Annotated in this window: 24 protein-coding genes; 10 read left to right on the top strand and 14 right to left on the bottom strand. The window is 66.4% G+C overall.

Going from position 1 to position 23,502, the window contains the following annotated elements:
• Window positions 1–35 precede the first annotated feature (35 nt).
• The gene (locus tag ACO06P_RS11545) at window positions 36–1,073 is read left to right on the top strand and encodes a permease (protein WP_420345394.1); all 1,038 of its coding nucleotides are present in this window, start codon (window positions 36–38) and stop codon (window positions 1,071–1,073) included.
• A gap of 43 nt (window positions 1,074–1,116) precedes the next feature.
• Here ACO06P_RS11545 and plsY read toward each other — a convergent pair whose 3' ends face one another.
• Complete coding sequence (plsY, locus tag ACO06P_RS11540) at window positions 1,117–1,791, bottom strand: glycerol-3-phosphate 1-O-acyltransferase PlsY (protein ID WP_420345393.1); 675 nt, start codon at window positions 1,789–1,791, stop codon at window positions 1,117–1,119.
• A gap of 106 nt (window positions 1,792–1,897) precedes the next feature.
• Between plsY and ACO06P_RS11535 the strand changes: the two genes are divergently transcribed.
• Window positions 1,898–2,224: a hypothetical protein gene (locus ACO06P_RS11535; RefSeq protein ID WP_420345392.1), complete on the top strand. Its 327-nt coding sequence runs from the start codon at window positions 1,898–1,900 to the stop codon at window positions 2,222–2,224.
• A gap of 368 nt (window positions 2,225–2,592) precedes the next feature.
• On the opposite strand, the gene ACO06P_RS11530 is transcribed toward ACO06P_RS11535, so the two are convergent.
• Window positions 2,593–3,243 carry a hypothetical protein gene (locus tag ACO06P_RS11530; RefSeq protein ID WP_420345391.1) on the bottom strand — a complete coding sequence of 217 codons (651 nt, stop codon included), beginning with the start codon at window positions 3,241–3,243 and terminating at the stop codon, window positions 2,593–2,595.
• 69 nt (window positions 3,244–3,312) lie between these two features.
• Complete coding sequence (locus tag ACO06P_RS11525; RefSeq protein WP_420345390.1) at window positions 3,313–3,933, bottom strand: hypothetical protein; 621 nt, start codon at window positions 3,931–3,933, stop codon at window positions 3,313–3,315.
• Between the two features lie 169 nt (window positions 3,934–4,102).
• Here ACO06P_RS11525 and ACO06P_RS11520 point away from each other — a divergent pair, with 169 nt between their 5' ends.
• Window positions 4,103–4,837, top strand: a complete 735-nt coding sequence (locus tag ACO06P_RS11520; RefSeq protein ID WP_420345389.1) for a helix-turn-helix domain-containing protein — start codon at window positions 4,103–4,105, stop codon at window positions 4,835–4,837.
• 585 nt (window positions 4,838–5,422) lie between these two features.
• On the opposite strand, the gene ACO06P_RS11515 is transcribed toward ACO06P_RS11520, so the two are convergent.
• Window positions 5,423–5,656 (bottom strand): helix-turn-helix domain-containing protein, encoded by a 234-nt coding sequence (locus ACO06P_RS11515; RefSeq protein WP_420345388.1) that lies wholly within the window; start codon window positions 5,654–5,656, stop codon window positions 5,423–5,425.
• Between the two features lie 165 nt (window positions 5,657–5,821).
• On the opposite strand from ACO06P_RS11515, the gene ACO06P_RS11510 reads away from it, so the two are divergent.
• From ACO06P_RS11510 to ACO06P_RS11500, 3 genes are all read left to right on the top strand, one after another.
• Complete coding sequence (locus ACO06P_RS11510) at window positions 5,822–6,154, top strand: helix-turn-helix domain-containing protein (RefSeq protein ID WP_420345387.1); 333 nt, start codon at window positions 5,822–5,824, stop codon at window positions 6,152–6,154.
• Window positions 6,155–6,453: 299 nt separating this feature from the next.
• Window positions 6,454–7,107: a carboxymuconolactone decarboxylase family protein gene (locus ACO06P_RS11505; RefSeq protein ID WP_420345386.1), complete on the top strand. Its 654-nt coding sequence runs from the start codon at window positions 6,454–6,456 to the stop codon at window positions 7,105–7,107.
• 332 nt (window positions 7,108–7,439) lie between these two features.
• Window positions 7,440–8,366: a DMT family transporter gene (locus ACO06P_RS11500; RefSeq protein WP_420345385.1), complete on the top strand. Its 927-nt coding sequence runs from the start codon at window positions 7,440–7,442 to the stop codon at window positions 8,364–8,366.
• Between the two features lie 41 nt (window positions 8,367–8,407).
• Here the strand turns inward: ACO06P_RS11500 and ACO06P_RS11495 are convergent, their stop codons facing one another.
• The gene (locus ACO06P_RS11495; RefSeq protein WP_420345384.1) at window positions 8,408–8,944 is read right to left on the bottom strand and encodes a hypothetical protein; all 537 of its coding nucleotides are present in this window, start codon (window positions 8,942–8,944) and stop codon (window positions 8,408–8,410) included.
• On the bottom strand, window positions 8,941–10,407 hold the full coding sequence (locus ACO06P_RS11490; protein WP_420345383.1) for an MFS transporter: 1,467 nt from the start codon (window positions 10,405–10,407) through the stop codon (window positions 8,941–8,943). The genes ACO06P_RS11495 and ACO06P_RS11490 overlap by 4 nt, the downstream gene beginning before the upstream one ends.
• 209 nt (window positions 10,408–10,616) lie before the next feature.
• Here ACO06P_RS11490 and ACO06P_RS11485 point away from each other — a divergent pair, with 209 nt between their 5' ends.
• Window positions 10,617–11,477, top strand: a complete 861-nt coding sequence (locus ACO06P_RS11485; RefSeq protein WP_420345382.1) for a PhzF family phenazine biosynthesis protein — start codon at window positions 10,617–10,619, stop codon at window positions 11,475–11,477.
• Between the two features lie 303 nt (window positions 11,478–11,780).
• Here ACO06P_RS11485 and ACO06P_RS11480 read toward each other — a convergent pair whose 3' ends face one another.
• The 6 genes from ACO06P_RS11480 to ccrA all read right to left on the bottom strand — a co-directional run bounded on the left by ACO06P_RS11480 (window position 11,781) and on the right by ccrA (window position 18,070).
• Window positions 11,781–12,542: an SDR family oxidoreductase gene (locus tag ACO06P_RS11480; protein ID WP_420345381.1), complete on the bottom strand. Its 762-nt coding sequence runs from the start codon at window positions 12,540–12,542 to the stop codon at window positions 11,781–11,783.
• Window positions 12,543–12,826: 284 nt separating this feature from the next.
• Window positions 12,827–14,065 (bottom strand): chromate efflux transporter, encoded by a 1,239-nt coding sequence (chrA, locus tag ACO06P_RS11475; protein ID WP_421935186.1) that lies wholly within the window; start codon window positions 14,063–14,065, stop codon window positions 12,827–12,829.
• Between the two features lie 95 nt (window positions 14,066–14,160).
• Window positions 14,161–14,484, bottom strand: coding sequence for a hypothetical protein (locus ACO06P_RS11470; protein ID WP_420345380.1), 324 nt, complete (start codon window positions 14,482–14,484; stop codon window positions 14,161–14,163).
• A gap of 10 nt (window positions 14,485–14,494) precedes the next feature.
• Complete coding sequence (locus tag ACO06P_RS11465; protein WP_420345379.1) at window positions 14,495–16,177, bottom strand: acyl-CoA dehydrogenase family protein; 1,683 nt, start codon at window positions 16,175–16,177, stop codon at window positions 14,495–14,497.
• 166 nt (window positions 16,178–16,343) lie between these two features.
• On the bottom strand, window positions 16,344–16,733 hold the full coding sequence (locus tag ACO06P_RS11460; protein WP_420345378.1) for a RidA family protein: 390 nt from the start codon (window positions 16,731–16,733) through the stop codon (window positions 16,344–16,346).
• Window positions 16,734–16,774: 41 nt separating this feature from the next.
• Window positions 16,775–18,070: a crotonyl-CoA carboxylase/reductase gene (gene ccrA, locus ACO06P_RS11455; RefSeq protein WP_420345377.1), complete on the bottom strand. Its 1,296-nt coding sequence runs from the start codon at window positions 18,068–18,070 to the stop codon at window positions 16,775–16,777.
• Between the two features lie 459 nt (window positions 18,071–18,529).
• Between ccrA and ACO06P_RS11450 the strand changes: the two genes are divergently transcribed.
• Window positions 18,530–20,578 carry a protein meaA gene (locus ACO06P_RS11450; RefSeq protein WP_420345376.1) on the top strand — a complete coding sequence of 683 codons (2,049 nt, stop codon included), beginning with the start codon at window positions 18,530–18,532 and terminating at the stop codon, window positions 20,576–20,578.
• Between the two features lie 220 nt (window positions 20,579–20,798).
• Here ACO06P_RS11450 and ACO06P_RS11445 read toward each other — a convergent pair whose 3' ends face one another.
• Window positions 20,799–21,254, bottom strand: a complete 456-nt coding sequence (locus tag ACO06P_RS11445; protein WP_420345375.1) for a DsrE family protein — start codon at window positions 21,252–21,254, stop codon at window positions 20,799–20,801.
• A 105-nt stretch (window positions 21,255–21,359) separates the two neighbouring features.
• Entirely contained in the window at window positions 21,360–21,740 is a 381-nt protein-coding gene (locus tag ACO06P_RS11440; RefSeq protein ID WP_420345374.1) for a hypothetical protein, read from the bottom strand.
• A gap of 135 nt (window positions 21,741–21,875) precedes the next feature.
• On the opposite strand from ACO06P_RS11440, the gene ACO06P_RS11435 reads away from it, so the two are divergent.
• Together ACO06P_RS11435 and ACO06P_RS11430 are read left to right on the top strand one after the other, a co-directional pair.
• On the top strand, window positions 21,876–22,109 hold the full coding sequence (locus ACO06P_RS11435; RefSeq protein ID WP_420345373.1) for a hypothetical protein: 234 nt from the start codon (window positions 21,876–21,878) through the stop codon (window positions 22,107–22,109).
• A 194-nt stretch (window positions 22,110–22,303) separates the two neighbouring features.
• Entirely contained in the window at window positions 22,304–23,401 is a 1,098-nt protein-coding gene (locus ACO06P_RS11430) for a TRAP transporter substrate-binding protein (protein WP_420345372.1), read from the top strand.
• Window positions 23,402–23,502: the final 101 nt, after the last annotated feature.

The following is a 23,502-nucleotide window of genomic DNA, read 5'->3' as shown; positions in this document are numbered from 1 at the left end:
CCACTCCTATCCTGCAAGGCCGAAGGAGCGCTCCCATGGTTCAGCAGGTTCTGTCCGCCGCCCGCGCGAACAGGCGGTGGGTTTGCTACGGGGGCGCTACAGCCCTTCTGGCGCTGGCCGCCTTCGCCTGGCCGGGGCACGCCGCCGGGGCCGCGGTCTTTGTCGTCCGGGGGCTGATCGTCGTCGCGCCGATCGTCATTCCCGGCATTGTCCTGGCTGCCTGGATCATCGCCAGCGGCGCCGACTCGCACATCGCCGGCGCCTTCGAGGGAAAGACCCTGCGAACCGTCCTGGCCGCGTCGCTGATCGGTGCGGTCACGCCCGTCTGCGGCGTTGCCGTGCTGCCCATGATGGCGGGGCTCCTGGCCGCCGGGGTGCCCCTGGCGCCGATCATGGCGTTCTGGCTGTCCTCGCCCGTCACGGACCCGGCCATGCTGGCCACGACCGCCGCCACCCTGGGGCTGTCCTTTGCCGTCGGGAAGACCCTCGCGGCTTTCGGCCTCGGCCTCTTCGGCGGTCTGGCCACGGCCGTCTTCGCGGGGCGGCCCTGGGCGCGTTCGGCGCTGCGGGATACCGGCCTGGCGCGCCAACTGGGAACCGCGGGTTTGGGAACCGCCCGCTGCGCTGCGGAGCGCGGCTTCGATCCCTGGGTCTGGCGGTCGCAGGCCCGCCGCCGCACCTTTGCCGAGCAGTTCCGGGCGACCGCGCGGCTCATCCTGATCTGCCTGATCCCGGCCTTCGCGGCGGAGTATGCGCTGAACGCCGCGCTCACGCCGGACGCGCTCACCGCCTATGTCGGCGAAGACCAGTGGTGGGCGATCCCCGCCGCCGTCTTCGTCGGCGCCCCGGCCTACATCGACGGCTATGCGGCCCTGCCCCTGACCCGGGGCCTGATGGACAGCGGCATGTCCGCAGGGGCCGCCATGGCGTTTCTGGTGTCGGGCGGCGTCGTCAGCATCTGGGGCGCCATGGCGATCGTGCCGGTCCTGAAGCTCAAACCCTTTGTCTTGTACCTTGTGCTGGCGGTCCTCGGCTCGCTGGCCGCGGGCTACGTCTTCCAGTGGTCGGTGTGAAGGGCGTGACCTGACCCACCGCGCCAGTCCCGGAGGGTACGCCCTAAGACTTCGGGTCCGGGCTCCTCTGTCCCAGGCGCGGTTCCATCCCGGCCAGCAGCCGCTGAATGTTGGCGCGGTGGAGCGCGATCACAGTGAGGCCGCCTGCAACGACCAGCAGCCGATAGGGCAGGGGATGGTCCAGGCCGAAGACGATTGCGACCGCCGCCAGGGCCGCGAGCATCGAGCCGAGAGAGACGATCCGGAAGACGGCCAGCACGACAGCGAAGACCGCTGCAGCCCCCACACCCACCGGCCAGGACATCGCCAGCAGCACGCCGAGCCCCGTGGCGGCGGACTTGCCGCCTGCGAAGTTCAGCCAGACCGGGCGGCTGTGCCCCAGCAGCGCCGCCAGTCCGGCCAGGGAAACGGCCCAGGGCAGGAAGGTCTGCAACTCAAGCGCTGCGGGTGGCGTGACGGCGGGGACTTTGTAAATCCAGGAACAGAACCAGCCGGCAAAGACGACCGCGCCCACCCCTTTCAGCACGTCCGTCAGCAGCACCACCAGGGCAGGCCATTTTCCCAGCGTCCGCAGGACGTTCGTTGCGCCGATGGACCGGGAGCCGTACTCCCGGATATCGATGCCCCGGAGCAGCTTTCCCGCCAGATAGCCCGTGGGCAGGGACCCGAGGAGATAGGCGACCGCCAGTCCGGCCACCCCCGCTGTCCAGAACATCATGGGACTCCCCTCAACGCTTTCAGGCCATTGTTGCTCGTTGGTCCGGAACAGGCGCGGCCCTCGGACTGATTTAACCGGATGACCGCTGCGGTCGCAAAGATGTCGTTTGCCGCCCGGCGCCGTCTCGCTCGGCCTCTTCGTTCTGGGGCCGCAGACCACCTGTTCCGAACATGCCCACGCCTCGACCGGGATCTACTCCATTCTCGGCGGCGAAGCCTCCTGGCGTGTCGACAGTCCGGAGCAGGAAAGGCTCTTCACACCCGGCGCGCTTGTCTTCACCGCGCCGCACCAGCGTCCCGAAATCCGCACCGGCGCCCTGCCGCTGCCGGCGCCCTGCACCTGGAAAGCCGACCCCGCCGCGCCGAGCGACCACCGCAGCGGCGGCCCCTGGCGCAACGGCCCGCGCAGGGAGCCGGATCTGGTCAACAGGTAGCGCGGGGAGGCGGTCTTGCGCCGCAGCCTCACGAAGGGGGCGGCGAGGAGAGCCGGATCAGTGTCTTGCTTTAGCGGAACAGGAAGACTGTGAGCGGATCATCAGGCGCAAAAGATGTTAAGTCTCTCAATTTGTGGTATAGTGAAAGCTGGACTCTAACGAGGTCAAGGATTGCAGCAATGAGTGGAAGCAATAAAGGCGCAGGTGGTCCTAAAGGAGGGGGCGGCGGAGACCGTGGCAATAGGCCGAGCAGACCATTTGAGAAGGGTTACACGCCGAGCCAACGTCCTAATCCGCAGGGCGGCAAACCACCTCCTCCGCCACCTACGAGCCAGGATGGCCCGAAACCCTCCAACAAGTAGTATCACTTAGATTTCAGCTTTGCTGGGTGTTACGCGGACTTCCAACCGCTGAAGCTCATCGGGGCGGATATAAATCATCCGAACTCCCCAGCCAGCCGTCGCCTCAACGTCTTCAACGGCCTCCCATTCAGAATTGGGACAGCGTTTTCGAAGATTGGGGACAAAGCAAATCTGCCCTTCACGGTGAGTATAGTAAGGAAAGATACCCTTCGACCGCAGTTCGGGACGGTCAAAGTCAGCGGTGTTGTCGCACTGAATGGCTTCGCCGCTCTTTAGGTAGGCGGTTATCTGGGTCACATAGATTCTGGGATCGTTGAAGATTTTCTGCCAAACGTCGCCGAGATTATCCTCGTTGGTTACCTGGAGACGATGCAACAAGCGGTGCAGAAGGGTATGTCCATGAAGTCGCCAAGTAAGTGCGGATATTATAGCCGAAATAAAGGATATAATGATCATCCAAATTATGCTATCAAATCCGATAATATATGAGAATAATAAGTAAAAACCGTAGCCTATCGCCGAGAAAACAAGGCTTCCGTATATGATGTCTAACTGTCTTATATCTCCCCAGCTTGAATCAATCATGTAAAGCCGAAATCCGACGAAGCCAGGAGCCAAAAGGAGGAGGACCCGCAAAGCGTCAACTGAGACATCCATTCTCCTGGCTCCCTTTTCTGAAAATCCGGCTAGCCTGGAAGTATCGAGGCAAGCGGAAAACTGTGTCACCTACTCTTGGAGCTTTAGATTGTCGGCTTCAGGACCCGCGTACACTTCCTTGGGCCATGCATTCTGATAGCTTGGAATTGCTCCAACCTTAGGAACTTCCATATCTGCAATCACCGCAATCTGTCCGAGGCATCGACTCAGGTGCCCGCGCAGAGTTTCCAAGGCTTCAAAGTACATTTCCCGCTGACCTGGAGGCCGATGGAAGTCCGGATGGTCACCGCCTTCCCAATTCGATTGACTAGTCGAAATACGCTGCTCGAACGTTAGAAATTGCCGCAGACCTTCGAGCATCAGTTCCAGGAGCAAGTAAAGAGAGCCATCGCTCAATTGCGAAAGCTCAACTTGTTTATCGACCAAGATCGCCCGGATTGACTGAAGGGACTCAAGAGACTGATCAATGCAGTTGTCACAGCACTCTTTTCCGCTCAACACGCGACGGTCTGAAAGGCGGATCAAGAGCTCTCGGGCGATGCGGCGTTCCAAATCAGCAGGGCTAGCTGTGATTGATATAAAAGGCAAACTTAGGGAGACAGTAACTTCGCCAGCACGTTTCTTGAATGCTTGGTGAGCTTTCTCGATAAGCTGTGAAAAGTCGAAACGAAGAGAAAGTCTTTCGCGCATAGGGCACTATATCATCAAAAGTATGGGAATGAAGAGATCAACGGCCGTAGCTGCCCGCGGTCAATGAGCAGGTTCCCGCTTGATCGCAGGCGTATCATTCGGGAGCCGTTCGGGGACATGCGAGCACTATTTCTTCAAGAATTGCGTCTTCTATCAATGGAGGACGAACATGAAAAACACAGAGAGAGACCCTCAGTTCATTGCGGACACCGTGCGCTTCTTGCGTAAAGCGTTTGCTCTGACACAAGAAAACCTTGCTGACGCAGCCAATCTATCGACCCGAACAATTGAGAAAGCAGAAAGCGGCAAACACTTTCCCTCCGAGCAAACATTACGAAGCATCGCCCGCGCAGTGGGTGCGGATGTTTCGGTCTTTAGGAAGCCAACAGAAGAACAGCAGCAGCGCCAGCGTGCTGATCTCGAACTGGCAATCCGAAAGACGCTATTCGTTCCAACACGCCCTGTAACAGGTACCCAAGACTTCCTAGCCCGTTTTGGACAACCAAATGCCTTCCGTTTTGACATGTCGACGGTCAGTGGTGAGAAGGCGATGGAGATTGCGGGTTGGATGTTTGACTATCTTGAAGACTTGATTCTCGTTTGGGACGAGATCAGCCAATCGGATCGTTTGGCGTATGCACATGAATTCATTTCGCTTACTAGGGACATAGAGGGCCTCGGCTATATGTGTCACCTGGGCAGTCATCAGCAACAGCTCAGTGGACGAAGCGGGTCGGTCATTGTTTTTGATGTCGCCCTGGTCACGTTGCTGCCACGAGATCAGGCGGGTGGTGAGCGATACGCCTTAGTCCAACTTCAAGGATCTTGGGAAACGCTGGAGAAAGACCGTGTCCAGCTACCTGCTGATTGGTTCATGACAGATTGTTCGGTCGCACATGAGTGAGCTTGCTTGGACCATAGCTGCCGCTATCGTCATTGCTCTGATTGTGGTGGCTTTCTTCAAGCGTGCTGGGAGCAATCAAACTCATTCATCTTCCAGCAATCGAAAGGGTACGACCTCCAGAACCGAGAACATTGACGGTAAGGAATACTCGGTGCTCACGAAGCGGCTTCAAGTCGTTCGAGAAAGACGTACGGGGAAAATTGGCTTCGCTATGGAACGCGGAGCGGAACGAGATCCATCGATGAACGCAGGCGAGCTAGTGTTAGTTCCCCGATGGATCAAGGTCCAGTTCGTTAGGAAGTCGGATGGCAAAGCTGGTGCTGCCCAGTGGAGACGTTATGAGAAATTCGAGATTGTCGGATCGGTAGATGTAGATTTTTTGAGCCGCCGAGTTGGATTCTTTAAGTCCGAATCGCTGATCCGATATCGAACAGATTCTATGTGACGGCAAGGCTAACCAAGCCCAGATGGAAACAACACTTGCAGCGCTGGCGCAGTTAACGGCAGCGTGATGAGAGTGCATTGATGAAACGAGCATGATAGTGGTGCCGCACTGAATTGCGCCAGTGTGTCTCGGCACTTCCCCTACTTCCGCACCCTTAACCCCGGGCCTTTGGTTTTGGTTTCGGGGAGGAACTCGATGCCGGCGGCTTCGAGGGCTTCGCGGATGGCTTGGAGGTTGTTGGGGTGGGGCATGTGGGCGCCGCGTTCGAAGTTCGCGACAGTCGCGCGGGTCAGGCCGGAGGCCTCGGCGAGGTCGGTCTGCGTCCAGTCGAGCAGGATGCGGGCGGCACGGCAGAAGGTGGGTGTGAGACTCATCCGGCCCCTGTTTTCATAAAACCAATTGACGGCCCAACACCGCCCTGATATTCATTTCAAAGTTTAGCATGGTGCTAAATTTCGAAATTTGCGCTTAGCGGCGCGAGAAGGTGTTGCAGCACCGCCCCGCGCCTGACCATACCCCGACTTCAGAGGAGTCAGGCCATGGCTGCTTCGGCTTGTAACACAGATTCTTTTCCTTCCGGAAATGCGGCGCAACAGGAACTCACGGGTGTGCAGTGCCGCGCGGCGCGGGCGCTGCTGCTGTGGAGCCAGGAGGACCTCGCCCGCCGGGCACGGGTCAGCGCCGTCACCATCCGCACCTTCGAGCGCGGCCAGGGCAGCATCCGCCCCGCCACCGCGCGCCTCCTGCGCCTCACCTTCGCGGCGGCGGGGGTCGAGATGATCGCCGGGGAGGATGGGGGAGAGGGCGGCGATGGGGAAGGTGGGGGCGGCCTCGGCCCCGGTGTGCGCTTCGCCCGTCCGGTGGGGACGTAGGGGGGCGGGAGTCACCCCCACCCCAGCCCTCCCCCATCAAGGGGGAGGGGGATTCAAAAGGGGGAGGGGGAAAACAAACTGGGGAGAGGGATACCGAAGAAGGGGAGAGGGGTAACAAGGTCGGGAGGGGGCGTGCCCTTTGATCCTCCGCCCCTTGCGCGACAGGGCGGGGGTCCCGACGTGGGAGGGGGAGGGGAGACGGCGCCGCCGCGCGCCGGGCCCCCAGAATGGCGCTTCATCAGGATCGCGCCCCTTCAGGATGGCATCCCGTCACGACGCCGCCGCAACCGGAGACACCCATGCTGGTCACCCCCAAGCCGCTGTCGGCCTATCCCTGGTTCATCCGCCTGTTCTTCTGGAAGCAGAAGCGCAGCTACGGCAAGGTGCTGGAACCGGGGCTGCTCTGGGGCCGCTCGCCCTGGGTCTTCGCGGCGCTGGCGCTGCTCTACGGGGCGCTGAACCGCCGCGGCTCGCCGCTGGACCCGGCCCTGCGCTCCCTCGTCACCGTGCGCATCTCGCAGATCAACCACTGCGCCTTCTGCGTCGACGTGAACGCGGCGACCCTGGAGAAGCGCGGCGTGGCGGCGGAGAAGATCCAGGCCCTGCACCGCTGGCGTGACAGTGGAGACTTCACGGCGGCGGAGCGCGCGGCGCTGGACTACGCCGAGGCGGTGACCCGCACGGGGGAGGCCGTCACCCCCGCCATGGCCGCCGCCCTGACCGGGCAGTTCGACGAGGACCAGCGCGCCGAGCTGACCGGCCTCATCGCCTTCCAGAACATGTCCAGCAAGTTCAACGCCGCCCTCGAGGTCCCGCCCCAGGGCTTCTGCCACCTGCCCGAGGTGACGGTCGACCCGGCGCCAGAGAGGGAAGAGGCGGCGGAGGGGAAGGGCGCGCTGGAGTCCCCTCTCCCCTCGCGGGAGAGGGAGGGGCCCGCGTCAGCGGGAGGGTGAGGGGGACGCCCCACACAGACCCCGTCCGATGTCATTTCCGGGGGCCCGGTTGACGCCCCAGGCGCGATGCCGCAGGCTTCCCTCCCGTCGGTTCCGCCCGATCCGCAGCGACCGCTCCGGTGATCCTCATGGCCCACAGCGTTCTCTTCCATGCCATCCCCGGGATCCCGCCCGGCGGGCCGGACCTTTACGGCGGCCAGGTCCCCGGCGACTATGACGCGGGCTGACGGGGGCTTCCGGCTGAAGGGCGCGGACCGGGAGAAAGGACGTCAGGAGGGGCGCCGCCAGTAAAAGCGCCGCCATTAAATGCGACGTGGGTAAGATGCATGGGCGTGCGATCAGCATCGGGTTCCGCGACGATCCAGGTCGCAGTCATCGCGATCCTCATCACCGTCGGGACGCTTTCGCTCAGCGATGCGCTGGCCAAGCTGCTGAGCGCGAACTTTCCGCTCTGGCAGATCTTTGCGCTTCGCTCGCTGCTCACGGTTCCCATGATCCTGCTGATCCTGGCGGGCTGGTACCGGAGCGTTTCCTGGCGGCCGCGAAGCCTTCTCTGGGTATCGCTCAGAAGCCTTTTGATGGTGGCCCAGGCCGTCGTCTACTACATCGCCCTCCCGAAGGTCGATTTGTCCGCCGTCGCGGCGACAAACTACACGATGCCGCTGTTCGTCTGCATTTTCGCTGCGGTCCTGCTGGGCGACAGAGTATCGCCCGCGGTCTGGGCGGCGGTGGGTCTCGGGTTCTTCGGCGTGCTGCTCATCGTTCAGCCGGCCACCGAGTCCTTCAACAGCTTCGCCCTCCTGCCGCTGGCGGCTGCCATGCTCGCCGCGCTTGCGAACCTGCTGACCAAAGCCAAGTGCCAGGGCGAGCACCCGCTGGTCATCAGCCTGAACCTGAACGTGGCGCTGCTGGCGACCGGCTTGGCCGCGACGCTCGTCGGCCTGCTGTGGGAGCAGGAACCCCAGACCTCGCAGATGGCGGCCTACCTGCTGGGCGGCTGGTCGCCCATGGGGCAGAGCGAGTGGGTCGTCATCGTCATCATGGCCGTGAGCTTCGTCGTCGGCAGCGTTGGAGCGGCGCTGGCCTATCAGGTCGGCCCTCCGACAACGATCGCGACGCTGGACTTCGCCTACATCGCCTTTGCCCTGCTGTGGGGCATGCTCTTTTTCGGCGAGTTTCCCAACGCGGCGGCCTTTCTCGGCATCTTCTCGATCATCGCCGCCGGCCTCTTCGTCGTCAGATCGCGGCGGTTCAGCTAGCCGGGAGTCCACGCCGGCATCATCTGCCGGCAGGTGCCGGCCTATACGCCGCGACGCGCCCAGCCATGCGCCTTTGCGATCCCGCGCAGGCGGGCACGGACCGAGGCGGCTTCGTCCTCCGCGCCGCGCGCCAGCAGGGCCTGCACCTCCGCCCGCCGCGCCGGATGCTGCGCGGCCAACTCCGCCAGCGCGTTGTAGGTCCAGGCGCGGACGAGCTTGTTGGCATCGCCGCGGTAGCCCGGCCCCGTCAGCAGCGTGAACAGCGCGGGCGCTTCGCCCTCCGGAACCGTGAGGCCCGGAAAGATCTGCAGCAGGTGCAGCTTCGCCTCCCAGTGGGTGACCCTTGGCAGCAGCGCGAGCAGCGCCGCCGTCTGGCGCGGGGTGAACGCCAGGCCGTCTTCGCCGTAGCGCTTCAGCAGCCAGGTCGCCGCGCTCTGGTGTTTCTGGTCGGGCGCGCCGGCTGCCGCGGTCAGGGCGCGGATCACCGCCGCCGTCGGTGCCTGGCGTTCGGCGAAGGTTTCCAGCGGCGCGGTGTGCTTGCCGTCGAAGGCAGCGAGGACGGCGTCAAGATCCTTCATGCCCGGCCTCCCGCCCCGTTCTTCGCTTCGTCCTGACCCTGCGGCGTCCCCGCCCGCACAAAGCGCGCGGCGGCCAGCAGGCCCAGCGCGGCCAGCGGCAGGCAGGCGAGGAAGATCGCCGCGGCGGCGAAGGTTAGAGTGTCGCCCGGGGGCTGTGGCCCGTTCTCTCCGGCGATGCCCGCTGCGTTGGCGACGATGCCGGCAAAGGCGGCGCCCAGCGCGTAGCCCAGGCGCTGCACCGTGGGAATGGCGCCGGCGACGCGCTCCACCTCGCCCGGCGGCGCCAGGGCGGTCGCGCGGCGGAGGATGAAGGTCCAGGCCATGCCGAAGCCGGCGCCCTGCAGCATGGCGAAGGCGGCGATCAGCCACAGCGGGCCCTGGGAAACGCTGTAGGCGAGGCCGGCGATGCTGAGGCTGACGAGCGTAATGCCGGTGACGATCAGCGCCGGGTCGCGGCGCTCCGGCGCGCCCGACAGCAGCGCCGCCACGACGGCCCAGGCGACGGCCTCCAGCGCCAGGATGTAGCCGGCCACCAGGATGGGCGCGCCGTGCAGCCGCGTCATGATGAGCGGCCCGTAGATGCTGAGAGCGATGGTGGCGGCGGTGAAGCAGAGGATCATGGTGAGCGCCGCGCCCAGCGGGCTGCCGAGGCCGATGGGCCGCTGCGGCAGCAGGCGGCTTCCGCCGCGCGCCGCCTCCAGCCGCAGGAAGACGATGAAGCAGGCGACGCCCAGGGCCACGAAGGCGGGCGTGCGCAGCGCGGTGATCTCGATCCCGGCATAGGCGACGGAGACCACGCCGGCGGAGAGCCACAGCAGGCGGAACACCGGGAAGCGCCCGCCGGCGGTTTGCTCTGCCGGACGTTTGCCGCTGTCTCCGCGCGCTGCGATCCAGAGCGCCAGCAGCACGGCCTGCACGGCGAAGAACCAGAAGCCCAGGCGCCAGGTCGCGAACTCGACGAAGAGGCCGCCGATCAGCGGGCCGAGAAAGGCGGAGACCGCCCAGATGGTGGAGACCGCGCCCATCACCCGCGCCACCAGCCGGCGCGGGAACAAGAGCCCGACGGAGACGAAGGACAGCGCCATCAGGCCGCCGCCGCCCAGCCCCTGCAGCAGCCGCCCGGCCAGCAGCACCCACATCTCCGGCGCCAGCGCTGACAGCGCGCAGCCGGCGGCGAAGAGGCAGGCGGCCGCCGTCATCGGGCGGCGGGTGCCGAGGCGCAGGGCGAGCAGGCCGCTGGCCGCGCCGGCGACGATGGATCCGATCTCGTAGAGCGCCACCGTCCAGGCGATCAGGCGGATGCCGCCGATCTCCGCGACGATCGCCGGCATCATGGTGGAGACCAGCAGCGCATCGGCGGCATGCAGCCAGACGCCGAGGCAGACCAGCGCGAGGGAAGGCCCGTAAACCCGGGTAAAGACCTCCCGCCAGCGGACGGCGGCGCTCCCGGTCCCGGCAGTCATTGCGTTGTGGCGCTCATGGTGTCCCGGCGGTCATGCTGTCTCGGTGGGCATGGTATCGTGGCGGTCAGGGCGTCATGTAGGCGGCGCGGCGCCGTGCTCGTCAAGCCCCTGGCATTCCTTGCGCGGCAAGAAGCCCGGGCTTGCCCGGCGCACCTGCGCGATGCTAAGGCGCAGGGGCCGCGCAGCTCTCCGACGGGAATCCCCCATCCATGGACTCTCTTTCCGGCCTCGCCTGGGTCCACGCCGATGTCTTCTGCGACGCGCCGCTCGGCGGCAACGGCCTCTGCGTGTTCCGCCCCGACCGCCCCTTGGACGATGACACCATGCTGCGTCTCACCCAGGAGATGCGGCAGTTCGAATCGATCTTTCTCTTCGCCGAAGGAGACCGCATCCGCGCGCGCATCTTCACGGTGGAGGAGGAACTGGACTTCGCCGGCCATCCCCTGCTGGGCGCGGCGGCGGTGCTGCACGATGCGGAGGCATCCCCGCCCGAACGCGCAAGCTGGCCGTTTCACCTGAACAGCCGCAGCGTCGATCTTGCGACCCGGCGCTTGGGCGCGCGCTTCTACGAGGCGGCGATGGATCAGGGCGTTCCGCGCTGGGGGCGGGAGGCCGAAGGGGCCGCGCGGGCGGCGGTCCTGGAGGCGCTGGGTCTCGCCGAAGCGGACCTGGTGCCGGGGCTGCCGCTGGCCATGGTCTCCACCGGTCTCGACTACCTCATCGTTCCGGTAACGCCGGCAGGGCTTGCCAAGGCGGCCATCCGTGTCGACGACTTCGAGGCGCGCCTGGACGGCCTGGGCGCCAAGTTCGCCTATCTGCTGGACACGGAAAATGCCGAGGGCCGCACCTGGGACAACCTGGGCGCCGTCGAGGACGTCGCCACCGGCAGCGCCGCCGGGCCCGCCGGCGCCTACCTGCTGCGTCATTGCGGCGCGCCGCTTTCGATCACCCTGCGCCAGGGCCGCTTCGCCGGCCGCCCGAGCCGCCTCTCGGTCACCATCGACGGCGAAAGCGGCGCCGTCACCGTCGGCGGCGGCGTCGCCGTGCTCGCCGAGGGACGGTTTTACTGATTTGCCAAGCCGGCCTGCCATTGCGGGGTCGCTCCAACCTCCTCACCTGTCACCCCGGACCTGATCCGAGTTCCATGGGTCCGCCCGCCGGGTTCAGGTCCGCATCCAGCGCCGCGTTCACCCCGCCTCCCGACCTCCCCCCAACCTCTCCCCATCAAGGGGGGGGGGTTTTGGGCCGCTTCGATTACTCCCCCTCCCCCTTCGATGGGGGAGGGTCGGGGTGGGGGTGACTCCCTTTCCGCACAAGGCTGTCTGGCGCTCTTAGGTTCTTTCCCGATCGCCGGCGTGAGACACTCCTGACCCTCAGCCCAGATTGATGGAAACGCCGCCGTCCACCAGCTGGGCCGTGCCGGTGATGAAGCTGGCGGCGTCGGAGGCCAGGTGCAGCACCGGCCGCGCGATCTCCTCCGGCTCGGCTATGCGTTTGAGGGCGTGCAGGTTCTCGACGAAGGCCCGTGCATCGGAGTCGCCAGCCGGCGCCATGTCGGTGTCGGTCCCGCCGGGCAGGACCGCATTCACCCGGATGCCCTGGGGGCCGAGCTCTGCGGCGAGCGCCTTGGTGAAGCCGATCAGCCCCGCCTTGCTGGCGGCATAGGCGGCCATCCCCGGCAGCCCCGCGGCCGTGTGGCCGACAAAGCTGGAAGTGAAGAGGAGGGAGCCGCCGCCGCGCGCCAGCATGGCCGGCACCTGGTACTTGGCGCCCAGGAAGGCGCTGGTGAGGTTGGTGTCGATGGTGTCGCGCCAGTCGTCGAGCGTCATCGCCCCGACCGGGCCTATTTTGCCCAGGGCGCCGGCGTTGTTGAAGGCGATGTCGAGGCCGCCGAAGCGCCCGCTTGCGGTGGCCACCAGAGCCTTGGCGAGCGCCTCGTCCTTCACGTCGCCGCTCAGCGCAACCGCCTCGCCACCCGCTTCGGCGATCTCGTCCACCAGGGCGTCGAGCTCGGCCTGGCGCCGCGCCGCGACGATGACCTTTGCGCCCTCCACTGCGAAGAGCTTCGCGGTGGCGCGCCCGATGCCCGCGCTCGCCCCGGTGACGATGGCGACCTTGCCGGCCAGTGTGTTCATGATGCCTGTCCTTCTGTCCTCTGTAGCTGAAGCCGAGTGTTCGGCCGCGGCGGGACAGATGACAGATCGGGCCGGCGTGTTCTCTCCGGAACTTGCGCTGGTACTTCTACTTCCTCGGTGTCATTTCAGGCTTTGAATGTCACCCCGGACTTGATCCGGGGTCCATCGTGGGGACAGCCTCGGTGCTGGCCCAAAAGAGACCTTGCCCGCGGAACCATGGATCCCGGATCAAGTCCGGGATGACGGATGAGAAAGCGGTGACGGCGGTGCGTTCTGGGTGATCGCTACAGCAAGGACAGTCCGACACCGCCCAGCGCCATCAGGACCACGACGGCCCAGGGCGGCGCCTTCCAGGCCATCAGCAGCACGAAGCCCGCGAGCGCCAGGGCGAAGTCGCCGGGCGTGCGCACGGTGCTTGTCCAGATCGGGTCGTAGAGCGCGGCGCCGAGGATGCCGACCACGGCGGCGTTGGTGCCGGCCAGCGCGGCCTGGGCAGTCGGGCGCGCGCGCAGGGCGTCCCAGAAGGGCAGGGTGCCGAGCAGCAGCAGGAAGCCGGGCAGGAAGACCGCCACCAGGGCGATGGCCGCCATCACCAGCCCAGCGGGGACCGGCGCCATCACCGCGCCCAGGTAGGCGGCGAAGGTGAAGAGCGGCCCCGGCACCGCCTGAGCCGCGCCGTAACCGGCGAGGAAGGCCTCGCCGCTCACCCAGCCCGGCGGCACCACCTCGGCCTGGAGCAGCGGCAGCACCACGTGACCGCCGCCGAAGACCAGCGCGCCGGCGCGGTAGAAGGCATCGAAGATTGCCAGCTCCGGCGCGGCGACGGCCAGCACCAGCAGCGGCAGGCCGAAGAGCAGGGCGAAGAAGGCGGCCAGCGAGACCAGCCCGGTTCTCCGCGAGAGGGAAAAGACCAGCGGCCGCGTCGATGGGGTTCCGCCGTTACGGCAGAGCGCGAGGCCTGCCAGTCCGCCGAGGACGATGGCGGCCACCTGGCCGAGCGCACCGCCGGCGAAGACCACCACGGCGACGGCTGCCAGCGCGATGGTCGCGCGCTCCCGGTTCGGGCAGAGGCTGCGGGCCATGCCCCAGAGCGCCTGGGCGACCACGGCGACGGCCACCAGCTTCAGCCCCTGCAGCGCGCCGGCGGCGGTCGGTCCGGTGAGGCTGGCGGCGCCGAGGGCGAAGAGGATCAGCGCCAGGGCTGAGGGCAGGGTGAAGGCGGTCCAGGCCGCCGCGGCGCCCAGCGGCCCGCCGCGCATGAGGCCGAGGGCGAAGCCCACCTGGCTGCTGGCGGGCCCGGGCAGGAACTGGCAGAGCGCCACCAGGTCCGCATAGGCTTGGTCGTCCAGCCACCTGCGCCGCGCCACGAACTCCTCGCGGAAATAGCCGAGGTGGGCGATGGGTCCGCCGAAGGAGGTGAAGCCCAGCTTCAGGAAGGCGCCGAAGACCTCCCCCGCCGAGCCGCGCTGCGCGACGGGTCTTTCAGTGCTGTCGGGTGGGGACGACTCCGTCGGCGCGGTCATGGGTAGCGGTCCGGGCTGTGCAAAAGGGCCGCACTATGTCCGATCCTCCATGACGCTGTCGACCGTGCTGGCGTCACAATCGATACGACGAAGGTTCAGCCTCTGCTCAGCAGGAGTGATGCGGATACCAGGCCGGAGACACTGAACCTGGCTGCGTGCATACTAAGTTCTTCGGCGATGTGGCCGTCCAGGTCCCAGCCGTAGCCGAAGGTCTGGGCCAGATCGATGGCGGCAACGACCTGCTCCGGCCAGGTCCCTTCCGGTACCGTCGCTTTCAGGCGCGCGATGTAGCTGCCGTCATGATGCGGCGACAGCTCGGACATGTCGAATGTGATCAGCGCGGCGAGGCGCTTCAGAACCGTGCGGGCATTCTTCTCATTGTTGGCGTCCAGACGGACACGGAGATCTACATCGGCCACAGGATGAAGCCTAGTTCCGCCCGGAGAGCAATCCCCTTGCGATCACCTGGGCCTGGATCTCGGCGGCGCCTTCGAAGATGTTGAGGATGCGGGCGTCGCAGAGCACGCGGGAGATCTTGTACTCCTCGGCATAGCCGTTGCCGCCGTGCACCTGCAGGGCGTTGTCGGCGTTGGCCCAGGCGATGCGGGCGCCGAGCAGCTTGGCCATGCCGGCCTCGATGTCGCAGCGCCGGTCCGAGTCCTTCTCGCGCGCGGCGAAGTAGGTGAGCTGGCGGGCCATCATGGTTTCCACCGCCATCCAGGCGAGCTTGCCGGCGACCCTCGGGAAGGCGAGGATCGCCTTGCCGAACTGCTGGCGCTCCTGGGCGTAGGCGAGGCCCAGTTCCAGGGCCGACTGCGCCACGCCGACGGCGCGCGCCGCGGTCTGGATGCGCGCCGACTCGAAGGTCGCCATGAGCTGCTTGAAGCCCTGGCCTTCGACCCCGCCCAGCAGGTTCTCCGCCTTCACTTCGAAGCCGTCGAAGGCAAGCTCGTATTCCTTCATGCCGCGGTAGCCGAGCACGTGGATCTCGCCGCCGGTCATGCCGTCCGCCGGGAAGGGCTCTGCGTCGCTGCCGCGCGGCTTTTCGGCGAGGAACATGGAGAGCCCGCGGTAGCCCGCCTCGTCCGGATCGGTGCGCGCCAAGAGCGTCATCAGGTCGCTGCGCGCGGCATGGGTGATCCAGGTCTTGTTGCCGGTGATCCTGTAAGTATCGCCGTCACGCTCGGCGCGGGTGCGCAGGGCGCCGAGGTCGGAGCCGGTGTTGGGCTCGGTGAAGACCGCCGTCGGCAGGATCGCGCCCGAGGCGAGCAGCGGCAGCCACTTCTCCTGCTGGGCCGGGGTGCCGCCCAGGCGGATCAATTCGGCGGCGATCTCCGAGCGGGTGCCCAGGGAGCCGAGGCCGATATAGCCGCGCGAGAGCTCTTCGGTGACCACGCACATGGCGAGCTTGCCGAGGCCGGCGCCGCCGAAGTCCTCCGGCACCGTCAGGCCGAAGACGCCGAGCTCGGCCAGCTGCTGCACCACCTCCAGCGGAATGAGGTCGTCCCTGCGGTGCCATTCGTGGGCGTCCTCGATGTGATCCTCCGCCACCTTGCGGAACTGGTCGCGGATCATCTCCAGGGTCTCGTCGGCCAGCCCCGCCTCGCCGAAGTGCCCCTCCGCCAGATGGGCGGCGATGCGCATGCGCACCGCGTTGCTGTTGCCGCGCTCGGTCAGCGCCTGCACGGCGGGCACATAGATCGCATGGATGTCGTCGTCGTTCATGCCCAGGTCGGCGGGGCGCAGCACCTCCACCTGGCTGAGCGCGATGCCGCCCCAGAGCTGGTTCAGGTATTCGCCGAAGGCGGCCTGCAGCATGAGCTGTTCCAGTTCGCCGAACTGACCGGCGGCCTCCAGCCGCTCGGCCCAGGCCAGCATCTCCTTAAGCCCGGCGACGTAGGTCGCCAGCCAGGCATAGCCGTGGGCAGCGAACTGCTCGCGCTCCAGCAGGCCGGCGTCGACCCTGCCGCCCGGCGCGACCAGCGCCGCGACAGCGCGCCGTGCCGCCTCCCCGAAAGTCTCGGCGGCGCTCAGCGCCTCGGCACAGAGCGGCAGAAGGTTAGGCAGAACAACGCTGTCTTCTGCTGCATGCTGAACTGCGGCCTCGGTCATCGTCACCCTCTTCAGTGTTGTCGTTCAGCCCGTCTTTTGAAACCACCAACGTTCATGCTTCGAGACGACCGCTGCGCGGCCTCCTCAGCATGAGGTCTTCCCTTGATCCTCACCCTGAGGAGTGCTCGCCAGAGCGCATCTCGAAGGGTGTCGCACCCGCACCGACCTAACCCTTCCCCGCCAAAGCGATGCATTCGATTTCGACGCGGGCGCCGAGCGCCAGGCCCTTCACCTCGACGCCGGAGCGCGCCGGCAGGTGGCCGCCGAAGAACTCCCGGTAGACGTCGTTGAAAGGCTGGAAGTCCTTCATATCGGTGAAGAACACGGTGCACTTCACGACGCGGTCGAGGGAGGAGCCGGCGGCCTCCAGGGCGGCGCGCAGGTGTTCCAGCGCCTGCTGGCCCTCGGCCTTGATGCCGCCCTCCACCAGTTTCATCTCGCCGGCGATGTTGCCGATCTGGCCGGAGGTGAAGACGAAACCGCCGGCCCGCAGAGCCGCCGAGAACGGCAGCTCCGCCGGGACCGCGTCGGTGCGGAAGGTTTCGAGATCAGGCATGGTCGCGGCCCTCTTTGCGTGTGTCTCAGGGGCCGCAAATCCTACTCCTCCGCCGCCGCGTCTTCCAGGGTGCGCAGGCCGGGCCGTTTGGCCTGCACCAGCACCGCCATGTTGCCCGGCTTGTGCTCGTTGTTCATCATCTTGGTGTGGGCGCGCGGGATGTCGCGCCAGGCGAAGACCTCCGACATGCAGGGGTCGATGCGCCGCTCCACCATCAGGGCATTGGCCTGGCTGGCCTGCATCAGGTTGGCGAAGTGGCTGCCCTGGATGCGCTTCTGGCGCATCCACACGAAGCGGGCGTCGAAGGTGATGTTGAAGCCGGTGGTGCCGGCGCAGAACACCACCATGCCGCCGCGCTTCACGACGAAGCAGCTCACCGGGAAGGTCGCCTCGCCCGGATGCTCGAAGACGAAGTCGACGTCGTTGCCCTTGCCGGTGATCTCCCAGATCGCCTTGCCGAAGGCGCGGCACTTGCGCATGTAGTCGCCGAAACCCTCGCCGTTGACGGGGGGAAGCTGGCCCCAGCAGTCGAAGTCCTTGCGGTTGATGACCCCCTTGGCGCCCAGCGACATGACGAAGTCGCGCTTGTCTTCATCGGAGATGACGCCGATGGCGTTGGCGCCGGCGGTGGCGATCAGCTGGATCGCCATGGAGCCGAGGCCGCCCGAGGCACCCCAGACCAGCACGTTGTGACCGGGCCGCAGGATGTGCGGGCGGTGGCCGAAGAGCATGCGGTAGGCGGTGGCGAGCGTCAGGGTGTAGCAGGCGCTCTCCTCCCAGGTCAGGTGGCGCGGGCGGGCCATCAACTGGCGGTCCTGCACCCGGCAGAATTGCCCGAAGGAGCCGTCTGGCGTCTCGTAGCCCCAGATGCGCTGGGAGGTGGAGAACATCGGGTCGCCGCCGTTGCACTCCTCGTCGTCGCCGTCATCCTGGTTGCAGTGCACCACGACTTCGTCGCCGACCTTCCAGCGCTTTACCTTGGAACCGACGGCCCAGACGACGCCCGCGGCATCCGAACCGGCGATGTGGTAGGGCGCCTTGTGGACGTCGAAGGGGGAGATCGGCACGCCGAGGCCGGCCCAGACGCCGTTGTAGTTGACGCCGGCGGCCATCACCATGACCAGCACTTCGTGGCTGTCGAGGTCCGGGGTGTCCACCACCTCGACCTGCATGGCCTTTTCCGGCTCGCCGTGACGCTCGCGGCGGATCAGCCAGCCGTACATCTGTTTGGGGACGTGGCCCAGCGGCGGAATCTCGCCGACCTCGTAAAGGTCCTTCACCGGCCGCTGCGATTCCTGCGGTCCGCTGCCCTCTGTCGTTTCGAGCACTTCAGCCATGCGCTCACCCTCCTCTTGATCTCTGCCGTGGCGGCCGGACGGCGGCGCCCGCCCCCCGGGTATCGTTCATTGCGCCGTTCACCGGGCCTTTCGCTGGGCCCTTCACCGGGCCTCTGACTGGGCTGCTCGCCGGGCGGTTCAATGGGCCGTCGTTGCTGCGCCTGCCCATAGAAAACGCCGGACCCCGGCGGGAAATTCCGCCCGGGAGATCCGCTCAGAGCGCCCCCCTGGCCAGACTCTTAGCCTCTCGAGTCTCATATTGCAACGCACAAAACGGATGATATGTACATATTTCGTATAATATTCGTAACGATCTGTCGTTTTAGGGTTTTAAATAGGAAGATGATAACTTAAGTTCGCCCAATCTGGCCCCTTTGGTGCAGTGCAGCGATGGGATAAACTTACCAGACCGCAGCGGGCGGGCCCTGTCGGAAAATGAGGGCAGAAATGGGTGGCAAGATGAGCGATCAGGCGCAAGACAAGGCGTCCGGCAAGACTTCGGGCCAAACCGCGGAACCGGGGGCGCCGCAGCGCGACCGGCCCTGGCTGATTCGCACCTATGCCGGCCATTCCACGGCGGCGGCCTCCAACGCGCTCTACCGCAAGAACCTGGCGCGGGGCCAGACCGGACTCTCGGTGGCCTTCGACCTGCCGACCCAGACCGGCTACGATTCGGATCATGCGCTGGCGCGCGGGGAGGTGGGCAAGGTCGGGGTGCCGGTCAGCCACCTGGGCGACATGGAGAAGCTCTTTGCGGAGATCCCGCTGGAGCGCATGAACACCTCCATGACCATCAACGCCACCGCCCCCTGGCTGCTGGCGCTCTACATCGCCTGCGCCGAGAAACAGGGCGTGGCGCGCGCCGACCTGACGGGCACGGTGCAGAACGACATCATCAAGGAGTACCTCTCCCGCGGGACCTACATCTTCCCGCCGGAACCCTCCCTGAAGCTCATCTCCGACGTCATCGCCTTCGCCTACCGCGAGGTGCCGAAGTGGAACCCCACCAACGTCTGCTCCTATCACCTGCAGGAAGCGGGCGCGACGCCGGTACAGGAACTGGCCTATGCGCTGGCCACCGCAACGGCGGTGCTGGATACGGTGCGCACCTCCGGCCAGGTGCCGGAGGAGGACTTTCCCCGCGTCGTTGGGCGCATCTCCTTCTTCGTCAACGCCGGCCTGCGCTTCGTCACCGAGCTCTGCAAGATGCGCGCCTTCACCCAGCTCTGGGACGAGATCTGCCGGGAACGTTACGGTATCGAGGAGCCGAAGTTCCGGCGCTTCCGCTACGGCGTGCAGGTGAACTCCCTGGGCCTCACCGAACAGCAGCCGGAGAACAACGTCTACCGCATCCTGCTGGAGACCCTGGCGGTGACGCTCTCCAAGGACGCGCGGGCGCGCGCCGTACAGCTGCCGGCCTGGAACGAGGCGCTCGGCCTGCCGCGGCCCTGGGATCAGCAGTGGTCCCTGCGCCTGCAGCAGATCCTCGCCTTCGAGACCGACCTCTTGGAGTACGCCGACATCTTCGAGGGCTCGACGGTGATCGCCGCCAAGGTGGAGGACCTGAAGGCCGAGGCGCGGGCGGAACTGGCCCGCATCGACGACATGGGCGGGGCCATCGCTGCCGTCGAAAACGCCTACATGAAGGAGCGGCTGGTCGAAAGCGCGGCGCGGCGGCTGGAAGCCATCGAGTCAGGCGAACAGACCGTGGTCGGCGTGAACGCTTACCAGGAAAGCGAGCCCTCGCCGCTGACCGCGGGCGCCGATGGCGGCTTCATGGCGCCCGATCCGGCGGCCGAGACGGCACAGATCGAAGGCCTCACCGCCTGGCGCGCGGCGCGCGACCAGGATGCGGCGGCGCAGGCCCTGACTGCGCTGGAAACGGCCGCGCGCGAGGGCGCCAACATCATGGAACCCTCCATCGCCTGCGCCCATGCCGGGATCACCACCGGCGAGTGGGCCGAGACCCTGCGCAAGGTCTTCGGCGAATACCGCGCCCCCACCGGCGTCGGCGGCGCCACCTCGGCAGCCTTGGAGGACGAAGACGGCCTGTCGTCCGTACGGGCACGGGTGGAGGCGGTCTCCGCCCGGCTCGGGCGGCGCCTGAAGATGCTGGTCGGCAAGCCGGGCCTCGACGGCCATTCCAACGGCGCCGAGCAGATCGCCGTGCGCGCCCGCGACACCGGCTTCGAGGTGGTCTACGAGGGCATCCGCCTGACCCCCGGCCAGATCGTCGGCGCGGCCCTGGAGGAGGGGGTCCACGTCATCGGCCTGTCGATCCTCTCCGGCTCCCACGTCGCCCTGGTGACCGAGGTGCAGGAGCGCATGGCCAAGGCGGGCCTCACCCGCGTGCCGCTGATCGCCGGCGGCATCATCCCGCCGGAGGACGAGGCGGCCCTGAAGGCCGCCGGCGTCGCTGCCGTCTACACCCCCAAGGACTACGACCTCACCGCCATCCTCGCCGACATCGTCGAGATCGTCGACCGCACGACCCAGGAAGCGGCTTAGCGCGCGCCACTTCGGTTCTTACGCCAACCATCGTCATGCTTGGGCTTGACCCGAGCATCCATGGCAGCGGCGCACCCGAATCTCTGCGGCAGGGTCCCAGCGTGTGGCCCCATGGACCCTCGGATCAAGTCCTGACGTGACAAGAGTGGAAGCCTGCAAGTCCGCAACGCGGAAAGGGCCGGTCGGGCCGGCCCCTTCAAGGCCCTTCATCTTCTAAAGGCTACCACGCCAGGGTCTTCACCTTGGGGTCTGCCAGCAGGCCGAGGATGGCTTCCTGGTTACCCATCTGGACACCATCGATGAAGTCGGTCTGGACCAGCCCAGCCGCCGCGGAGCAGGCCTGACAGGCATAGACGATGCCGCCGTCCTGCATGAAGGCCTGCAGCATTTCGTGCAGGTTGTCTTTCATCAGGCCGTGGGTGGGGGAGGGCCGCTTGGCGTCGGCCAGATAGATCCCCTGAACGTTCAGCCAGACAACCACCGGGGAGAGTCCGTTCTTCAGCGCCTTCTGGTGGGCGAACATGATCGCCTTGGTGGCGCTCCAGGTATCGTCGGTGGTCAGGTTCACGAAGAGACCTGGCTTGGTATCGGCGGCATCGGCGGGCTGTTGCCCCTGGGCCAGAGTCAGCGCCAGGGCAAGGGTGAGGACGGCAAACAGGGATCTGAGCTTCAGCATTGGAATCGACCTTTTTGTCTCATGGAGCCAGGGCTTTGGGTTCCTGCGGAACCGGCAGCGGCATCATTTGGTGGTGTATTGGCGGTGGTGTACTGGACAGCTTGCTCAGGCAGACGGCGGCGGCCTGGCAAAGATTCCCATGAGCAAATGCATCGGGTGCGGCTGGAAAGCGCAGTTTGCTGCGTCGTCCGGGCCTGCCGGAGTGCCGTAGCGCAATGCAGAGCCTTCGGCCGGCGGGTGAAGGCCCACCGCTGTCATGCTGAGACAGACGGGGCAGGACTCTTCGGCGTGTGAGGGCACCTGTTCTGCCGGTTGCTCCGGCTCGAACGTCACGTAGATGGTTTTGAAGCCAAGGGCGCTGCAGATGACGATCGGCTCGGCAGTGCCGGGCAGGGAGATCGCCGGGCCGAGGGGGATCAGCGCCTGGAGGCTGAGCGCCAGGGCGGCGAGCCAAGTGGTAAGGGTCCGGAGGCGTGATGCGGCCATGAGTCCTTTGCGCGCCTGGGCTTTCGGGTCACCAGGGAGGTGTCCTCTGATGACGAGCCAACAGCCTGGGGTCAGGGCGGGCTGTGGTCTTTGATCCGGATCAAGGCAAGGCGGCCATCCCCCTGGCCAGGTCCATTGGATAGCGCGCGCTTTTCGACCGGCAACCGCGCCGCTTTCTCCCCCGGGAACGAGGACTGCACCGTCATTTTCGCCGACATCGTCGAGCGCACGACGCAGGAAGCGGCTTGGCGCCAGGAAGCGGCCCAGGGCGCGCCGGTGCGCACTCCTCCGGTTCTGACGCCAACCATCGTCATGTTCGGGCCTGACCCCAGCATCCATGGCAAAGGCAGGACCGAAGCCTTCCAATAGAGGTCGCAGCGTGCGGCCCCATGGACCCTCGGCTCAAGTCCTGACGTGACGAGAGTGAGAGCCTGCAGGTCCGCTGCATCTGTAAGCAGCCAGTGGCGTTTTCCGGGCGAGGCCGCTAGGCTCCCGGCAAATTACCACTGCGCGGGCACAGGATGAGGCCGCGCAGGCAGCTTTGTTGGGAGGAGAACAAGAGAATGAAACGCCGGAACTTCATGAAGCGCGCCGGTCTGGCGGCGGGCGGGGCGGCGGCTGCCGCATCGACCACCCTGGCCGCGCCGGCCATCGCCCAGGACCGGGTGGACTGGAACATGGTAATGCCCTGGCCCAAGGGCACGCCGGGGGTCGGCGTCAATGCCGAGCGCTTCGCCCAGCGGGTCATGGCGATGAGCGATGGGCGCATCACGATCCGCACCTTCGGCGCCGGCGAACTGGTGCCGCCCTTCGAGAGCTTCGATGCGGTGCAGTCGGGTTCCGCCGACATCCTGCACGGCACACCCTACTTCTGGGTCGGCAAGTCCCGGGCCTTCAACTACTTCACCACGCTGCCCTTCGGCCTCAACGCCGTCGAGCTGCCGGCCTGGCTGACCTACGGCGGCGGCCAGGACCTCTGGGACGAGGTCTATGCCGACTTCGGCCTGAAGCCCTTCTACGCCGGCTCCAGCGGTGTGCAGGCGGGCGGCTGGTTCAAGAGCGAGATCAATTCCGTCGAGGACCTGCAGGGCCTGAAGATCCGCATCGCCGGCCTCGGCGGCGAGGTGATGCGGCGCATCGGCGCCGTGGTCGTGCTGCTGCCGCCGGGCGAGATCCTGCCCTCCATGCAGTCCGGCGCCATCGACGCGGCGGAGTGGATCGGCCCCTGGAACGACGTCGCCTTCGGCCTGCAGAAGGTCGCCCGGTACTACTACGCCCCGGCCTTCCATGAGCCCGGGCCCGGGCTGGAGATCACCGTCAACAAGGCGAAGTTCGAGGCCCTGCCGGACGACCTGAAGGCCATCTTCCAGGCCGCGGCCACGGCGACCGCGCAGGAGACCCTGACCGATTTCGCCTACCACAACATCGAGGCCTTCGGCCCGCTGCTGGCAGACTACGACGTGGAACTGCGCAGCTTCTCCGAAGAGATCGTCGCCCGCCTCGGCGAAGTGACGCGGGAGGTGGCCGAGGAAATCGGCGCCACCGACGCGCTCACCCAGAAGGTCCATGCCTCCTACATGGCCTTCGTGCGCAAGTCCGCCGCCTATCAGGGCTCCTTCGAGGAGACCATGCTGCGCCAGCGTCGCCAGGTCTGGGCGTAGCAGGTCTGGGCTTAAGGAGTCTGGTCTCAGCAGGCTTGGGGGGTAGGGGCGACTGCTGCTCCGCCCCCCAATCGTCATACTCGGGCTTGACCCACTGGTGT

This window comes from Pelagibius sp. (assembly GCF_965227505.1).
GTDB lineage: Bacteria > Pseudomonadota > Alphaproteobacteria > Kiloniellales > Kiloniellaceae > Pelagibius.
The sequence above is the reverse complement of the archived record's forward strand: the minus strand, read 5'-3'. Positions and strand labels throughout refer to the sequence as shown.

Excerpts from the sequence above, each read along its gene's own strand:
- ACO06P_RS11545 (WP_420345394.1), top strand. The coding sequence starts at position 36 with ATGGTTCAGCAGGTTCTGTCCGCCGCCCGCGCGAACAGGCGGTGGGTT.
- plsY (WP_420345393.1), bottom strand. The coding sequence starts at position 1,791 with ATGATGTTCTGGACAGCGGGGGTGGCCGGACTGGCGGTCGCCTATCTC.
- ACO06P_RS11530 (WP_420345391.1), bottom strand. The coding sequence starts at position 3,243 with ATGGATGTCTCAGTTGACGCTTTGCGGGTCCTCCTCCTTTTGGCTCCT.
- ACO06P_RS11525 (WP_420345390.1), bottom strand. The coding sequence starts at position 3,933 with ATGCGCGAAAGACTTTCTCTTCGTTTCGACTTTTCACAGCTTATCGAG.
- ACO06P_RS11520 (WP_420345389.1), top strand. The coding sequence starts at position 4,103 with ATGAAAAACACAGAGAGAGACCCTCAGTTCATTGCGGACACCGTGCGC.
- ACO06P_RS11515 (WP_420345388.1), bottom strand. The coding sequence starts at position 5,656 with ATGAGTCTCACACCCACCTTCTGCCGTGCCGCCCGCATCCTGCTCGAC.
- ACO06P_RS11510 (WP_420345387.1), top strand. The coding sequence starts at position 5,822 with ATGGCTGCTTCGGCTTGTAACACAGATTCTTTTCCTTCCGGAAATGCG.
- ACO06P_RS11505 (WP_420345386.1), top strand. The coding sequence starts at position 6,454 with ATGCTGGTCACCCCCAAGCCGCTGTCGGCCTATCCCTGGTTCATCCGC.
- ACO06P_RS11495 (WP_420345384.1), bottom strand. The coding sequence starts at position 8,944 with ATGAAGGATCTTGACGCCGTCCTCGCTGCCTTCGACGGCAAGCACACC.
- ACO06P_RS11490 (WP_420345383.1), bottom strand. The coding sequence starts at position 10,407 with ATGACTGCCGGGACCGGGAGCGCCGCCGTCCGCTGGCGGGAGGTCTTT.
- ACO06P_RS11485 (WP_420345382.1), top strand. The coding sequence starts at position 10,617 with ATGGACTCTCTTTCCGGCCTCGCCTGGGTCCACGCCGATGTCTTCTGC.
- ACO06P_RS11480 (WP_420345381.1), bottom strand. The coding sequence starts at position 12,542 with ATGAACACACTGGCCGGCAAGGTCGCCATCGTCACCGGGGCGAGCGCG.
- chrA (WP_421935186.1), bottom strand. The coding sequence starts at position 14,065 with ATGACCGCGCCGACGGAGTCGTCCCCACCCGACAGCACTGAAAGACCC.
- ACO06P_RS11465 (WP_420345379.1), bottom strand. The coding sequence starts at position 16,177 with ATGACCGAGGCCGCAGTTCAGCATGCAGCAGAAGACAGCGTTGTTCTG.
- ACO06P_RS11460 (WP_420345378.1), bottom strand. The coding sequence starts at position 16,733 with ATGCCTGATCTCGAAACCTTCCGCACCGACGCGGTCCCGGCGGAGCTG.
- ccrA (WP_420345377.1), bottom strand. The coding sequence starts at position 18,070 with ATGGCTGAAGTGCTCGAAACGACAGAGGGCAGCGGACCGCAGGAATCG.
- ACO06P_RS11450 (WP_420345376.1), top strand. The coding sequence starts at position 18,530 with ATGAGCGATCAGGCGCAAGACAAGGCGTCCGGCAAGACTTCGGGCCAA.
- ACO06P_RS11445 (WP_420345375.1), bottom strand. The coding sequence starts at position 21,254 with ATGCTGAAGCTCAGATCCCTGTTTGCCGTCCTCACCCTTGCCCTGGCG.
- ACO06P_RS11440 (WP_420345374.1), bottom strand. The coding sequence starts at position 21,740 with ATGGCCGCATCACGCCTCCGGACCCTTACCACTTGGCTCGCCGCCCTG.
- ACO06P_RS11430 (WP_420345372.1), top strand. The coding sequence starts at position 22,304 with ATGAAACGCCGGAACTTCATGAAGCGCGCCGGTCTGGCGGCGGGCGGG.